Source organism: Pseudomonas sp. S3_C06, assembly GCF_054667675.1.
This window is the reverse complement of record NZ_CP162747.1, coordinates 4,863,865-4,878,276: the sequence shown is the minus strand read 5'-3', so window position 1 is coordinate 4,878,276 and position 14,412 is coordinate 4,863,865. Positions and strand designations below refer to the sequence as shown.

General features: G+C 58.9%; 13 protein-coding genes. 9 read left to right on the top strand and 4 right to left on the bottom strand.

All coding sequences use genetic code 11. The features are described 5' to 3' along the window. Positions 1-38: 38 nt before the first annotated feature. From AB4N44_RS21530 to AB4N44_RS21510, 5 genes are all read left to right on the top strand, one after another. Positions 39-1,634: an ABC transporter substrate-binding protein gene (locus tag AB4N44_RS21530; RefSeq protein WP_150774060.1), complete on the top strand. Its 1,596-nt coding sequence runs from the start codon at positions 39-41 to the stop codon at positions 1,632-1,634. Between the two features lie 73 nt (positions 1,635-1,707). Continuing rightward, entirely contained in the window at positions 1,708-2,718 is a 1,011-nt protein-coding gene (locus AB4N44_RS21525; protein ID WP_007917620.1) for an ABC transporter permease subunit, read from the top strand. A gap of 10 nt (positions 2,719-2,728) precedes the next feature. Further along, complete coding sequence (locus AB4N44_RS21520) at positions 2,729-3,655, top strand: ABC transporter permease subunit (RefSeq protein WP_027610812.1); 927 nt, start codon at positions 2,729-2,731, stop codon at positions 3,653-3,655. A gap of 10 nt (positions 3,656-3,665) precedes the next feature. Next, positions 3,666-4,634: an ABC transporter ATP-binding protein gene (locus AB4N44_RS21515; protein WP_095125386.1), complete on the top strand. Its 969-nt coding sequence runs from the start codon at positions 3,666-3,668 to the stop codon at positions 4,632-4,634. Further along, the gene (locus tag AB4N44_RS21510) at positions 4,634-5,614 is read left to right on the top strand and encodes a peptide ABC transporter ATP-binding protein (RefSeq protein WP_127925811.1); all 981 of its coding nucleotides are present in this window, start codon (positions 4,634-4,636) and stop codon (positions 5,612-5,614) included. The genes AB4N44_RS21515 and AB4N44_RS21510 overlap by 1 nt, the downstream gene beginning before the upstream one ends. Before the next feature lie 197 nt (positions 5,615-5,811). Here AB4N44_RS21510 and AB4N44_RS21505 read toward each other — a convergent pair whose 3' ends face one another. From AB4N44_RS21505 to AB4N44_RS21490, 4 genes are all read right to left on the bottom strand, one after another. Then, entirely contained in the window at positions 5,812-6,066 is a 255-nt protein-coding gene (locus tag AB4N44_RS21505; RefSeq protein WP_150705927.1) for a hypothetical protein, read from the bottom strand. A gap of 160 nt (positions 6,067-6,226) precedes the next feature. Continuing rightward, the gene (locus tag AB4N44_RS21500; protein ID WP_460107581.1) at positions 6,227-7,423 is read right to left on the bottom strand and encodes an MFS transporter; all 1,197 of its coding nucleotides are present in this window, start codon (positions 7,421-7,423) and stop codon (positions 6,227-6,229) included. Between the two features lie 760 nt (positions 7,424-8,183). Beyond that, entirely contained in the window at positions 8,184-8,654 is a 471-nt protein-coding gene (locus AB4N44_RS21495; RefSeq protein ID WP_127925808.1) for a hypothetical protein, read from the bottom strand. A 306-nt stretch (positions 8,655-8,960) separates the two neighbouring features. Further along, positions 8,961-10,544: a peptide chain release factor 3 gene (locus AB4N44_RS21490; RefSeq protein ID WP_316917672.1), complete on the bottom strand. Its 1,584-nt coding sequence runs from the start codon at positions 10,542-10,544 to the stop codon at positions 8,961-8,963. 358 nt (positions 10,545-10,902) lie between these two features. Here AB4N44_RS21490 and AB4N44_RS21485 point away from each other — a divergent pair, with 358 nt between their 5' ends. Genes AB4N44_RS21485 through AB4N44_RS21470 form a run of 4 tightly spaced genes read left to right on the top strand, consistent with a single transcriptional unit; the run spans position 10,903 to position 14,328 of the window. Next, positions 10,903-11,592 carry an ABC transporter permease gene (locus AB4N44_RS21485; RefSeq protein WP_181429342.1) on the top strand — a complete coding sequence of 230 codons (690 nt, stop codon included), beginning with the start codon at positions 10,903-10,905 and terminating at the stop codon, positions 11,590-11,592. 21 nt (positions 11,593-11,613) lie between these two features. Then, positions 11,614-12,507 (top strand): glycine betaine ABC transporter substrate-binding protein, encoded by an 894-nt coding sequence (locus AB4N44_RS21480; protein ID WP_110719017.1) that lies wholly within the window; start codon positions 11,614-11,616, stop codon positions 12,505-12,507. A 13-nt stretch (positions 12,508-12,520) separates the two neighbouring features. Next, positions 12,521-13,174 (top strand): ABC transporter permease, encoded by a 654-nt coding sequence (locus AB4N44_RS21475; RefSeq protein WP_007915307.1) that lies wholly within the window; start codon positions 12,521-12,523, stop codon positions 13,172-13,174. Continuing rightward, positions 13,171-14,328: an osmoprotectant ABC transporter ATP-binding protein OsmV gene (locus AB4N44_RS21470; RefSeq protein ID WP_127925806.1), complete on the top strand. Its 1,158-nt coding sequence runs from the start codon at positions 13,171-13,173 to the stop codon at positions 14,326-14,328. Before AB4N44_RS21475 ends, AB4N44_RS21470 begins: the two co-directional genes overlap by 4 nt. Positions 14,329-14,412 lie beyond the last annotated feature (84 nt).

Below are 14,412 nucleotides of genomic sequence, written 5' to 3'. Positions count from 1 at the left end.
TCGGCTTTTTGTCTTCAACCGATTGCAGAGGGTTATCGATGAAAATGCTTCCCCTACGTGCGGCCATCGCGGCTGCGTTGCTGAGTGTCGCTGTCGGCGTCTCGGCCAAACCCTTGGTGGTCTGCACCGAAGCCAGTCCGGAAGGCTTCGATATGGTCCAGTACACAACTGCAGTCACGGCGGACGCTGTGGCCGAAACCATCTTCAACCGTCTGGTGGACTTCAAGCCCGGCACCACGGAAATCGTTCCGGCCCTGGCAGACACCTGGGACATCAGTGAAGACGGTCTGACCTACACGTTCCACCTGCGTAAAGGCGTCAAGTTTCACACCACCGAATACTTCAAGCCGACCCGCGACATGAATGCCGACGACGTGGTCTGGAGCTTCCAGCGTCAGCTGGACCCGAATCACCCGTGGCACAAATTGTCGAGCGTGGGCTTCCCGTACTTTGAAAGCATGGGCTTCAAAGAACTGCTCAAAAGCGTCGAAAAAGTCGACGACCAAACGGTCAAGTTCACTCTGACCCGCCGCGAAGCGCCATTCCTGGCCGACGTCGCGATGCCGTTCACTGCCATCTACTCCGCCGAGTACGCCGATCAGCTGCTCAAGGCCAACAAGACCGGCGACCTCAACAACAAACCGGTCGGTACCGGCCCGTTCATCTTCCAGCGTTATGCCAAGGATGCGCAGGTGCGCTTCAAGGCCAACCCGGAGTACTTCCGTGGCAAGCCACCGGCCGATGCGTTGATCCTGGCGATTGCCACCGACAACAACGTGCGCCTGCAGAAGCTCAAGGCCAACGAGTGCCAGATCGCGCTGTATCCGAAACCGGATGACATCCCGAGCATCAAGAAAGACGAGAAGCTCAAGGTCGATGAACTGAATGCGATGACCGTTTCGTACATCGCCATGAACACCCAGCACAAATACATGAGCGACGTGCGTGTGCGTAAAGCGATCGATATCGCCTTCGACAAAGCGGCTTACGTCAACGCGCTGTTCGGCCCGGGCAATGCGACCGTCGCGGTCAACCCGTACCCGGACACGCTGCTGGGCTACAACCACGACCTGAAGAACCCGCCACGTGACCTCGACAAGGCCCGCGCCCTGCTCAAGGAAGCCGGAGTTCCGGACGGCACCGTGTTTACCCTGTTTACCCGCAACGGTGGCGGCCCGACCAACCCCAACCCGATGCTCGGCGCGCAAATGATGCAGGCTGACCTGGCGAAAGTCGGGATCAAGATCGACATCCGCGTGATGGAATGGGGCGAAATGCTCAAACGCGCCAAGGCCGGCGAACACGATATGGTGTCGGCCGGATGGGCGGGCGACAACGGCGACCCGGATAACTTCCTGACGCCTATGCTCAGTTGCGAGGCGGCAAAAAACGGCGAGAACTACGCGCGCTGGTGCAACGAGAAATTCCAGACGCTGCTGGATGAAGCACGGGCTAAAGTAGATCCGGCCGAACGCGCCGCGCTCTACGAACAGGCGCAAGTATTGTTTAATCAGGATCAGCCATGGATCAGCATGGCCCACACCAGGATGTTTACCGCAATGCGCAACAACGTAGAGGGCTATCACATCAGCCCTCTCACCACTAATAACTTCGCCACCACCCAGGTGAAGTAGATAAGAAACTCCCGGTGTCCCTGACCCCAGGGACACCGGGCACGCCTAACCGGCTGATGAGGTACCACACACGATGTTTAGTTTTATTGCCCGCCGACTGGGGTTGTTGATCCCCACGTTTTTCGGCATCACCTTGCTGACTTTCGCGTTGATTCGCATGATTCCGGGCGACCCCGTGGAAGTGATGATGGGCGAACGTCGGGTCGACCCCGAAATGCACGCTCAGGCAATGGAACGCCTAGGTCTGAACAAACCGTTGTATGCCCAGTATCTGGACTACATCGGCAAACTGGCTCAAGGCGATCTCGGCGAATCCCTGCGTACGCGTGAGAGCGTATGGACCGAGTTCACCTCCCTCTTCCCGGCGACCCTGGAACTGTCCATGGCCGCCCTGCTGTTCGCCGGCATTCTCGGGCTTCTGGCCGGGGTGATTGCGGCACTCAAGCGAGGATCGCTGTTCGACCACGGGGTGATGGGCATCTCCCTCGCGGGCTATTCGATGCCGATCTTCTGGTGGGGCCTGATCCTGATCATGTTCTTCTCGGTGAGCCTGGGCTGGACCCCGGTTTCCGGACGGATCGACCTGCTCTACGACATCGAGCCACGCACCGGTTTCATGCTGATCGACACGCTGCTGGCCGATGACGTCGGGGCGTTCTTCGATGCCCTGCATCACCTGATTCTGCCGGCCATCGTCCTCGGCACCATTCCGCTGGCAGTGATCGCGCGGATGACCCGTTCGTCGATGCTCGAAGTGCTGCGCGAAGACTACATCCGCACCGCCAAGGCCAAAGGCCTGTCGCCGTCGCGCGTGGTGTTCGTCCACGGTCTGCGCAATGCGCTGATTCCGGTACTGACCGTGGTCGGCCTGCAAGTCGGCACCCTGCTGGCCGGTGCAGTTCTGACCGAAACCATATTCTCCTGGCCCGGCATCGGTAAATGGCTGATCGAAGCCATCGGCGCCCGGGACTACCCGGTTGTGCAAAACGGCATCCTGTTAATCGCCTGCCTGGTGATTCTGGTCAACTTCGTGGTGGACATCCTCTACGGCTTTGCCAACCCACGCATCCGTCATCAGCGCTGAGGTCCATACCATGAGCACTCCAACATCCTCAGTAGCCACGTCCGCCCCAAGCGCGGATCAAAGCCTGCTGTACCCGTCTCCGTACAAAGAATTCTGGCAAGCCTTCTCCAAAAACAAAGGCGCGGTTGCCGGCCTGCTGTTCATGCTGCTGATCATCTTCTGCGCGATTTTCGCGCCGTGGGTCGCACCGCATAACCCTAGCGAGCAATACCGCGACTTCCTGCTGACGCCGCCGGCGTGGCTCGAAGGCGGGCAGATGCAGTTCCTGCTCGGCACCGATGAACTGGGGCGTGACCTGCTGTCGCGTCTGATCCAGGGCTCGCGCCTGTCGCTGCTGATCGGTTTGTCGTCGGTGGTGATGTCGCTGATTCCGGGGATTCTGCTCGGTCTGTTCGCCGGTTTCTTCCCGAAGATGATCGGCCCGACCATCATGCGTCTGATGGACATCATGCTGGCCCTGCCATCGCTGCTGCTGGCTGTGGCGATCGTCGCCATCCTCGGCCCTGGCCTGATCAACACCGTGATCGCCATTGCTGTGGTGTCCTTGCCGTCCTACGTGCGTCTGACCCGAGCCGCCGTGATGGGCGAACTGAACCGCGACTACGTGACCGCCGCGCGCCTGGCCGGTGCCGGTCTGCCACGTCTGATGTTCATCACCGTGCTGCCGAACTGCATGGCGCCGCTGATTGTTCAAGCGACCTTGAGCTTCTCCTCGGCGATTCTCGATGCCGCCGCACTGGGCTTCCTCGGCCTTGGCGTACAACCGCCAACCCCTGAGTGGGGCACCATGCTGGCCTCGGCCCGCGACTACATCGAACGCGCCTGGTGGGTAGTCAGTCTGCCTGGTTTGACCATTTTGCTCAGCGTGCTGGCAATCAACTTGATGGGCGACGGTCTGCGCGATGCGCTCGACCCGAAACTCAAGAACGCCGCCTGAGGAGATTCCCATGTCACTGCTAGAAATCAAGAATCTCAACGTTCGCTTCGGCGACAAGACCGCGACCCCGGTAGTCGATGGCCTCGACCTGAAAGTCGACAAAGGCGAAGTACTGGCCATCGTTGGCGAGTCGGGTTCGGGCAAATCCGTGACCATGATGGCGCTGATGGGCCTGATCGAGCACCCCGGCATCGTCACCGCCGACTCGCTCAGCTTTGACGGCAAAGACATGCTCAAACTGAGCAACCGTCAGCGTCGGCAGATCGTCGGCAAAGACCTGTCGATGGTGTTTCAGGATCCGATGACCGCGCTGAACCCGAGCTACACCGTCGGTTTCCAGATCGAAGAAGTGCTGCGTCTGCACCTGAAAATGTCCGGCAAGCAAGCGCGCAAACGTGCGATCGAGCTGCTGGAAAAAGTTGAAATTCCGGGCGCCGCCAGCCGTATGGACGCCTACCCGCACCAACTGTCCGGCGGTATGAGCCAACGCGTTGCGATCGCCATGGCAATTGCCGGCGAACCTAAACTGCTGATCGCCGACGAACCGACCACTGCGCTGGACGTGACGATTCAGGCGCAGATCATGGATCTGCTGCTGGCGTTGCAGAAAGAACAGAACATGGGCCTGGTGCTGATCACTCACGACCTCGCCGTCGTGGCAGAAACCGCCCAGCGCGTCTGCGTGATGTACGCCGGGCAAGCCGTTGAAGTCGGGCAGGTGCCGCAACTGTTCGACATCCCGGCGCACCCGTACAGCGAAGCGCTGCTCAAGGCGATTCCCGAGCACAGCCTCGGCGCCTCACGCCTGTCGACCCTGCCGGGTATCGTTCCGGGCCGCTACGACCGTCCGCAGGGTTGCCTGCTGTCGCCGCGCTGCCCATACGTGCAGGACAGCTGCCGCGCGCAGCGTCCAGGCCTTGATCCGAAAAGCCACAGCCTCGCCCGCTGCTTCTTCCCGCTGAACCAGGAGGTGGCGTAATGGCCGTCGTACTTACCGCCCGCGACCTGACCCGTCACTACGAAGTCTCCCGTGGCCTGTTCAAGGGCCATGCGACCGTACGCGCACTGAACGGTGTGTCGTTCGAACTGGAAGCCGGCAAGACTCTCGCTGTTGTCGGCGAATCGGGCTGCGGCAAATCCACCCTCGCCCGTGCTCTGACACTGATTGAAGATCCGTCCTCCGGCTCGCTGAAAATCGCCGGCCAGGAAGTCGCCGGCGCCGACAAGGCCCAGCGCAAGCAACTGCGCAAAGACGTGCAGATGGTCTTCCAAAGCCCATACGCCTCGTTGAACCCACGGCAGAAAGTCGGTGACCAGCTCGGCGAGCCGCTGCTGATCAACACCAATCTCTCCGCCGCCGAGCGTCGCGAGAAAGTCCAGGCGATGATGAAGCAGGTCGGCTTGCGCCCTGAGCACTATCAGCGCTATCCGCACATGTTCTCCGGCGGTCAGCGTCAGCGTATCGCCCTGGCCCGGGCGATGATGCTGCAACCGAAAGTGCTGGTGGCGGATGAACCGACTTCGGCACTGGACGTGTCGATTCAGGCGCAGGTGCTCAACCTGTTCATGGATCTGCAGCAGGAGTTCAACACCGCCTACGTGTTCATTTCGCACAACTTGGCGGTGGTGCAACACGTGGCCGATGACGTGATGGTGATGTACCTCGGTCGCCCGGTGGAACTGGGTCCGAAGAACGACATTTACGAGCGTCCGTTGCACCCCTACACCCAGGCGCTGCTGTCGGCGACCCCGACCATTCACCCGGACCCGAACAAGCCGAAAATCAAGATCGTCGGCGAACTGCCTAACCCGCTGAACCCGCCGCCGGGCTGTGCTTTCCACAAGCGCTGCCCGTACGCGACCGAGCGTTGCAGCAGCGAAGAGCCGGCCTTGCGTCAGCTCGACAGCCGGCAGGTGGCCTGCCACTACGCCGAGCAGTTCCTTGATGGCGCGGCCTAAAAACCGCCCTGAAACAATGTGGGAGCGAGCCTGCTCGCGAAAGCGGTGAATCAGTCACCATTAATGTTGACTGAGATGACGCCTTCGCGAGCAGGCTCGCTCCCACAGGGGATGTGAGTTATTCCTGAGTTAACCAAACCCCTTCCACCCCGATTGCGCATCAGTCGAGGCAGTAGGGGTTTTCTTTTGCCTGCAATTTACGTCTGGCTGTCGCCCTCATCGTCGGTATCCGGCTCATCGGTAGTCGAGTCGTCATCATCGGCGCTGCCACCCTGCCCCTGATCGCCCGGCTCGGACTCGGACTTGGCAAGCATCAAACCGCTATGCCCGACCTGCCCGTTGAACGCCTGAGAATCGTGATCCTCGCACTCGGCCCAGGCCGTCGCGGTGCCGAGGGACAGCATGACCATCACTTTCAACAGCAATAAAACCCGTAGCAACCTGCTTTTCATAGCCGACTCCATCCATTTTCAGGTGAGACATTTGTGCCTGACTGGCGCTGTGTGAAATCTAGTTCCGATCCATCGGGTTCACCAGATAGGACGCTAACGAGCACGCAGAAATGCCCTCGACAGACAGATTGCTTTCGAATAACGCCAATCGCCGGATCAGCTAAGCGACCGGGCGCAGGCGCGTGGCCTGCCAAGTCAGCGGGATGGAAATCAACACCATCAGCGCACTCGCCAGCCACACACTGTGGCCACCGAATTGACCGTACAACTGGCCACTGAGTACCGGTGACAACAGCGCACTCGCGCTCCAGCTCATAAAGAACAGGCCGAAGTACTGACCGCTTTTGCCGCCCTGGGCAAAGTGCATGGCCAGCACATTCAGCGGCGGCATGAAAAAGGCCTCGCCCAAGGTCCAGATCAGCGTCGACACGCAGACGTAAAACAGCCCGGAACCGAACGGCAACATGCCGAGCCCGCAGGCCAGCAACACACTGCCGAGCAGCATTTGTCGACGCATGCCCCAGCGCTCGGCCCAATGCGACAGCGGAATCTGCAGGGCGATCACCAACAACGCATTGAGGCCGAACTGCCAACCGATGGCCTCGGTGCTCAGGTGGTAGTAATCACGCAGATAATTGCCCAGCGTGCTGTAGACCGTGTCGAACGCGATGCCAAGCACGGCCGTCGCCGCCAGCAACCAGAGGAACGGTTTGTCGCGATGCGGCACCCCGGAACCTGCGTCGTCCGTGGACTTTTCGTCATTGATCAGCACCGGTCGACGCCACGTAGTGCGGACAAACCACATCAAGGCCAGCAACGTCATTGCCGCACTGCCGAAAAATACCCAGCGAAAATCAGCCTGCGCCAAAACCCCGCCCGCCACACCGGCGGCGGCCATCCCAAGGTTGCGCGCAACCCGACTCAACGCCTGCGCACGCGAGCGCTGCGCCACCTCGCAATATTCCATGATCAGCCGCTGATGCAGCGTGCGAATAGCCCCGTCGATGCCCCCGCTGAGCAACAGCAATGCCGCCAGCAACGACACCTGCGTCACCAGCCCCAGCAGAATCAGCACCCACACCGAAACAAAGAACAACGCCGCCGTCAGCCGCGCCGTGCGCACATGATCACTGAGCCAGCCACCGAGCATCGACCCGACCAGCAACCCCGCGCCGTACGCCGACAACAACCAGCCAACCGTCTCGATCGCCAGGCCCAGCTCCTGACGCAGATACAGCGCCATGAACAGCTTGACCATGCTGCTCAGGCGATTGATGAACAACAGCGCCGCGAGCACCCAGGCCATCACGCTGAAATAGCCGTTCAGTCGTAGCAAGTGAGTCAGGCGACTCGTCATTCCATTGACCTCTCAAAGCGACTTGCGTGGAGCTGGAACACTAACGGCCAGCAGGCGGGTTGTCGCGTTCAAGTGCATCGAGATCACGAAAAACCGAGTCGTCCTACAGCCATTGCGTGCGATAAACCCGTGCCGAAGATCAAAAGCCCCTCACCCTAACCCTCTCCCGGAGGGAGAGGGGACTGACCGAGGTGTTTGCGCGAGCTATGCCGACGTGAAATACCGAGTCAGAACTCAGATTCTGAAACAGATCAAAAGCACCCTCACCCTAGCCCTCTCCCGGAGGGAGAGGGGACTGACCGCGTGGACTGGAAGAGATACGCCGACTTGGGATACCGAGTTGAACTGAGATTTTGAATGCCCACAAATCGGCTCCCTCTCCCTCGGGAGAGGGCTGGGGTGAGGGGAAAATCCACCACAAATCCAAAGCCGACCACGCCGTGCTCTTCACCACTCAACAGGATGAGCGTTAGCTCGGCTGCAGCTCTTGATCTGTAGGGCGACGTCGGAAGGCTGAGTGGAGGGATTGATCCGGGGGTGGGAGCGCAGCGACCGTTTGGCGCAGCCAAACACAGCGGGAAGAAGTTTAATCAAGCAAACCGCAAGAAACTGCCAGGAGTTTCGTCGGATTAAAGAACCTGCGAACGGGTCCAGACGTATGTATTGTTAACGGTAAATACCCAACGCTGATGCCCTCATATAAGCCTGCGGCTGAACACACTAAGCCGCAGGAACAAAACCGATGAGTTTCTTTCATTGATTATTTCTTATGACGAAAATTTCGCTCGGATGATTTGTCCTCGGGCCCGTCAAACCTGAATTTCATTAACGCTGTTATTTTGCGTTGCCGTTCGGATGTCGGGGACTTTGCAGTAAATTCAAAGTCCATTTTAACCACACGCTCTTCCAAATTAATCAAGCCTTTGTAATTGCCCGACACCGCTTCCCATGTCTCCCAATCATCGTGAGGATTGAAAAACGCATGGAACTTCCGATCTGTACCAAACGCACCCTCGACATCTTGACTTTTTTCAATATCATCGAACTCAAAATAAACAGAATCCTTATTTCGAGTTCCCCCGCCCACCTGGCCTCGACCATTTGGGTTGATTACAAACCAGCCCGAGCCTACTACTGGATTGTATGCAACTCCATCGATCTTGAATTCCATATGACCAATTGGTTTAAGATGCGGAGGTAGTTCATTACTGTTAGACGTAGTGACTTTCATGGTGCTTCTCCGGATAGTTTCAGGGGTATACCCTCGATGCTTATAAGCGCTACACCGTATCAGCGCCACTGTAAGACCTGACAGTTGACATCTCATTTTAAATATGCAGGAGGCACTAAATTAAATGCCCGTTTGGCTGCTTTAGTTTTTGTTTCCATGCCAACTTCAAAGTCGAAAGCTCCTCTTTGGAACGCCGATGAAGACCTGCTCTCTGAGGTAGCGGAACAAAGCCGCCAAAACCAACAGGCAAAAAAAAAGCCCCCAAGGCCTACACCTCAGGGGCTTTCGAACAAACCAGCTCAGAGCTTAGTGATGCTCACGCGTCGCACGGAATTTCACATCCGGCCAACGCTCTTCCATCAACGCCAGATTAACCCGCGTCGGCGCAAGATAGGTCAGGTGACCACCGCCATCGACCGCCAGGTTCTCCACAGCCTTGTTGGAAAACTCCTCAAGCTTCTTCTTGTCGCCGCATTCAATCCAGCGCGCGGAGTACACAGTAATTGGCTCGTACGAGCACTCAACCTTGTATTCCTCCTTCAAACGGCTGGCGACCACATCGAACTGCAGCACACCGACGGCGCCAAGAATGATGTCGTTGCTGCGCTCCGGGAAGAACACCTGCGTCGCACCCTCTTCGGCCAACTGCTGCAGACCCTGACGCAACTGCTTGGACTTCAGCGGATCACGCAGACGCACACGACGGAACAGCTCCGGCGCAAAGTGCGGGATACCGGTAAAGCCCAGGGTTTCACCTTCACTGAAGGTGTCGCCGATCTGGATCGTGCCGTGGTTGTGCAGACCGATGATGTCGCCGGCAAAGGCTTCTTCAAGCTGCTCACGCTCGGAGGAGAAGAACGTCAGGGCGTCGCCGATGCGCACGTCCTTGCCGGTACGCACGTGGCGCATCTTCATGCCTTTCTCGTACTTGCCGGAGCAGATACGCATGAAGGCGATGCGGTCGCGGTGTTTCGGGTCCATGTTCGCCTGGATCTTGAAGATGAAGCCGGAGAACTTCTCTTCGACCGGCTCGACGGTACGCTCGTTGGCCACACGGGCCAGCGGACGCGGCGCCCAATCAACGACAGCGTCGAGGACGTGATCAACGCCAAAGTTGCCCAAAGCAGTACCGAAGAACACCGGGGTCAGCTGACCGTCGAGGAATTCCTGCTGATTGAATTCGTGGCAGGCGCCCTGAACCAGTTCCAGCTGTTCGATGAAGCGGTCGTACTCGTCGCCCAAATGCGCGCGGGCTTCGTCGGAGTCGAGCTTCTCGATGATCTTGGTTTCGGTGCGTTCGTGACCGTGACCGGCGGTGTAGACAATGATGTAGTCGTCGGCCAGGTGATACACGCCCTTGAAGTCGCGGTAGCAACCGATCGGCCAGGTGATCGGCGCCGCTTTGATCTTCAGCACGGCTTCGATCTCGTCGAGCAGTTCGATCGGGTCGCGAATGTCACGGTCGAGTTTGTTGATGAAGCTGACGATCGGCGTGTCACGCAGACGGCAGACGTCCATCAGCGCAATCGTCCGTGGCTCGACACCTTTACCGCCGTCGAGGACCATCAATGCCGAGTCGACCGCGGTCAGGGTGCGGTAGGTATCTTCGGAGAAGTCTTCGTGGCCCGGGGTGTCGAGCAGGTTGATCATGTGTTCGCGATACGGGAACTGCATGACCGACGTGGTAATGGAAATACCCCGCTGTTTCTCCATCTCCATCCAGTCGGATGTCGCATGGCGATCGGATTTACGGGATTTCACCGTACCGGCCACTGCAATCGCCTTGCCCATCAACAGGAGCTTTTCGGTGATCGTGGTTTTACCGGCATCGGGGTGGGAAATAATGGCGAAAGTGCGGCGTTTCGCGACTTCGGCGGCCTGGTTGGTCATGGGAAATCGCCTGGCGGTGATTCAAAAAAGGGCCGCGATTATAGCCCAACTCGATGCAATAACCGAACCGTTGAGCACATTAAGGGTGGCCAAATGCTGCCGCAGATGGGAACCTTTTAAAGCACGGAGACGTCCATCCCCTGTTACGAAATTTCGTCAGGGGCTGAAAAATCAGCAAGTTAGCCTGACGAGGCTGCGCTCATGGCTCGCTTTCAGACCGCTTTTTGCCGGTGCTGAGGGAGCTGCTTCTCGCGAACGTTTATTCCCGGCAGCCATGTATGGCATGCCACACGGGAGGGCGTTCGCCGACTACAAAAAAAGGAGTCCGCCTGTGGCTATCCGCTATGGCAAAGGGCTGATGGGAGGTGCGGTGGTGATCGCGCTCCTGGCCCTGCTGGTCCACTGGATCGGCATCAACACGATCGAACACTACCGCGACGATTTGTTGTTTTACCTGCAAGCTCATCTGATTCTCGTCCTCGCTTCAATGCTGGCCGCCCTTGTCGTGGGCATCCCCGCCGGCATCTTCCTCAGTCGCCCGACCATGGTCGGCCGCGCTGAACGTTTCATGCAAATTTTCAATATCGGTAACACCGTGCCTCCGCTGGCCGTGCTCGCGATTGCCTTGGGCGTCCTCGGCATCGGCAGTGGCCCGGCGATCTTCGCTTTATTCCTCGCCTCCTTATTGCCGATTGTGCGCAACACCTACGAAGGCCTGAAAAATGTCCAAGGCTCGCTGAAAGAAGCGGCCGTCGGCATCGGCATGACCCCGCGCCAAGTGCTGTGGAAAGTCGAATTGCCCAACGCTGTGCCGATCATCGTCGGTGGTGTGCGCGTGGCTTTGGCGATCAATGTCGGCACCGCGCCACTGGCGTTCCTGATCGGCGCCAACAGCCTCGGCAGCCTGATCTTCCCTGGCATCGCCCTGAACAATCAGCCGCAACTGCTGCTCGGCGCCGCGTGCACCGCGCTGCTGGCCTTGCTGCTCGATGGCGTCGTCACCCTCGCCAGCCGTCTCTGGCTGGAACGCGGTTTGCGCACGTCTTAAGGCTTTTGTGAAGGAATACCTATGAAACGATTGAGCTTGATTCTGGGCTGTATCCTGCTGTTCGCAGGTATTGCCCAAGCCGCCGACAAACCGGTTATTCGCCTCGGCGCCCGGGTCTTCACCGAGCAGACCCTGCTCGCGGAAATCACCGCGCAATACCTGCGCAGCAAAGGCTACGACGCGCAGATCACTGGCGGTCTGGGCAGCAACCTCGCCCGCAGCGCCCACGAAAGCGGGCAGCTGGACATGCTCTGGGAATACACCGGCGTGTCGCTGGTGGCCTACAACCATGTCACCGAGAAACTCGACAGCGCCCAGTCCTACGCACGGGTGAAAGAACTCGACGCGAAAAAAGGCCTGGTCTGGCTGACCCCGTCGAAATTCAGCAACACCTACGCCCTCGCCCTCCCGAAAAAAGTCGCCGAGGAATATCCGCAGATCAACAACATCAGCCAGTTGAACGAAGTGCTGCGCGCCGAGGCCAAGACCAATCACCTGGTGGCGCTGGACACCGAGTTTGCCAATCGCTCCGACGGCCTGATCGGCATGGTCGATCTCTACGGCATGAACCTGACCCGCAAAAACATCCGCCAGATGGATGCCGGGCTGGTTTACACCGCGTTGCGCAACGGTCAGGTGTTTGCCGGTCTGGTCTACACCACCGACGGTCGCTTGAACGCCTTCGGCCTGAAACTGCTGGAAGACGACAAGCACTACTTCCCCGACTACACCGCCGCGCCGGTTGTGCGTCAGGCCTACCTCGACGCGCACCCGCAACTGGCCGAACAGCTCAAGCCACTGGCCGAACTGTTCGATGACGAAACCATGCGCCAGCTCAACGCGCGGGTCGACGTCGATCACGAAAGCCCATCGAAAGTTGCCGCCGATTTCCTGCGCCAACATCCGCTGAATTAAGAGAGGAGAAGTCATGGAATTCCTGAACGCCTTTTCCCATCTCGACTGGCAGCAGGTGATGCACCTGACCTGGCAGCACATCACCCTCGTCGGTATTGCCGTGACCCTGGCGATTGTCGTTGGCGTGCCGCTGGGCATTCTGATGACACGCTTTCCGACCCTCGCTGGTCCGTTGCAGGCCAGCGCCACCGTGCTACTTACGGTGCCGTCGATTGCCCTGTTCGGTCTGCTGCTGCCGTTCTATTCCAAGTTCGGCCAGGGCCTCGGCCCGATGCCGGCGATCACCGCGGTGTTCCTTTATTCACTGCTGCCGATCATGCGCAACACCTACCTCGCCCTCACTGGCGTGGAACCGGGCATCCGTGAAGCCGCGCGCGGCATCGGCATGACCTTCGGCCAGCGCCTGCGCATGGTCGAATTGCCGATCGCCGTGCCGGTGATCCTCGCCGGCGTACGCACCGCCGTGGTGATGAACATCGGGGTGATGACCATCGCCGCGACCATCGGCGCCGGCGGCCTCGGTGTATTGATCCTCGCTTCCATCAGCCGCAGTGACATGTCGATGCTGATCGTTGGCGCACTGCTGGTCAGTCTTCTGGCCATTTTCGCTGACCTGTTTCTCCAATGGCTGCAACGCTCGTTGACTCCAAAAGGACTGCTCAAATGATCGAACTTCAAAACCTCAGCAAAACTTTCCAAAGCAACGGCAAAGATGTCAAAGCCGTGGACTCGGTAAGCCTGACCGTCAATGAAGGCGAAATCTGTGTGTTCCTCGGGCCATCGGGTTGCGGCAAAAGCACCACGCTGAAAATGATCAACCGCCTGATCAAACCGACCTCGGGCAAGATCCTGATCAACGGCGAAGACACCACCGATCTCGACGAAGTGACCCTGCGTCGCAACATCGGTTACGTGATCCAGCAGATCGGCCTGTTCCCGAACATGACCATCGAAGAGAACATCGTCGTCGTGCCGAAACTGCTCGGCTGGGACAAACAGAGATGCCACGACCGCGCTCGCGAATTGATGAGCATGATCAAGCTGGAGCCCAAGCAGTATCTGCATCGCTACCCGCGCGAACTGTCCGGTGGCCAGCAACAGCGCATCGGCGTAATCCGCGCACTGGCCGCTGATGCACCGTTGTTGCTGATGGACGAACCGTTCGGCGCGGTCGACCCGATCAACCGCGAGATGATTCAGAACGAATTCTTCGAAATGCAGCGCGCGCTGAACAAGACCGTGATCATGGTCAGCCACGACATCGACGAAGCGATCAAACTCGGCGACAAGATCGCGATTTTCCGCGCCGGTAAACTGCTGCAGATCGATCATCCGGACACGCTGCTCGCGCACCCGGCGGACGACTTTGTCAGCAACTTCGTCGGCCAGGACAGCACGCTCAAGCGCCTGCTGCTGGTGAAGGCCGAAGATGCGGCGGACAACGCGCCGTCGGTGAGCCCGGAGACGCCAGTGGCCGATGCGCTGGAATTGATGGACGAGCATGACCGTCGCTACGTGGTGGTCACCTGTGCCGAGAACAAGGCGTTGGGCTACGTGCGTCGTCGTGATCTGCATCGCCAGACCGGTACTTGCGCGCAGTTCCTGCGTGAGTTCAACGCCACGGCGGCGTACGACGAGCATCTACGCATCCTGCTGTCGCGCATGTATGAATTCAACCGCTCGTGGTTGCCGGTGATGGACGCCGAGCGGGTGTTCCTCGGTGAGGTCACGCAGGAGTCGATTGCCGAGTATCTGAGCTCCGGCAAATCTCGCGGCGGCAAGACCAGCATCGTCTCGCCAGCTGAGGCCGTAGTCGCATAAAACACGAAACCTGTGGGAGCGAGCCTGCTCGCGAAAGCGCAATATCAGTCAACTATGATGTTGGTTGTGAAAATGCCTTCGCGA

Bases quoted from the DNA above. Each gene is read 5' to 3' on its own strand.
- AB4N44_RS21520 (WP_027610812.1), top strand. From the start codon at position 2,729: ATGAGCACTCCAACATCCTCAGTAGCCACGTCCGCCCCAAGCGCGGAT.
- AB4N44_RS21495 (WP_127925808.1), bottom strand. From the start codon at position 8,654: ATGAAAGTCACTACGTCTAACAGTAATGAACTACCTCCGCATCTTAAA.
- AB4N44_RS21505 (WP_150705927.1), bottom strand. From the start codon at position 6,066: ATGAAAAGCAGGTTGCTACGGGTTTTATTGCTGTTGAAAGTGATGGTC.
- AB4N44_RS21485 (WP_181429342.1), top strand. From the start codon at position 10,903: ATGGGAGGTGCGGTGGTGATCGCGCTCCTGGCCCTGCTGGTCCACTGG.
- AB4N44_RS21480 (WP_110719017.1), top strand. From the start codon at position 11,614: ATGAAACGATTGAGCTTGATTCTGGGCTGTATCCTGCTGTTCGCAGGT.
- AB4N44_RS21515 (WP_095125386.1), top strand. From the start codon at position 3,666: ATGTCACTGCTAGAAATCAAGAATCTCAACGTTCGCTTCGGCGACAAG.
- AB4N44_RS21490 (WP_316917672.1), bottom strand. From the start codon at position 10,544: ATGACCAACCAGGCCGCCGAAGTCGCGAAACGCCGCACTTTCGCCATT.
- AB4N44_RS21475 (WP_007915307.1), top strand. From the start codon at position 12,521: ATGGAATTCCTGAACGCCTTTTCCCATCTCGACTGGCAGCAGGTGATG.
- AB4N44_RS21500 (WP_460107581.1), bottom strand. From the start codon at position 7,423: ATGACGAGTCGCCTGACTCACTTGCTACGACTGAACGGCTATTTCAGC.
- AB4N44_RS21525 (WP_007917620.1), top strand. From the start codon at position 1,708: ATGTTTAGTTTTATTGCCCGCCGACTGGGGTTGTTGATCCCCACGTTT.
- AB4N44_RS21510 (WP_127925811.1), top strand. From the start codon at position 4,634: ATGGCCGTCGTACTTACCGCCCGCGACCTGACCCGTCACTACGAAGTC.
- AB4N44_RS21530 (WP_150774060.1), top strand. From the start codon at position 39: ATGAAAATGCTTCCCCTACGTGCGGCCATCGCGGCTGCGTTGCTGAGT.
- AB4N44_RS21470 (WP_127925806.1), top strand. From the start codon at position 13,171: ATGATCGAACTTCAAAACCTCAGCAAAACTTTCCAAAGCAACGGCAAA.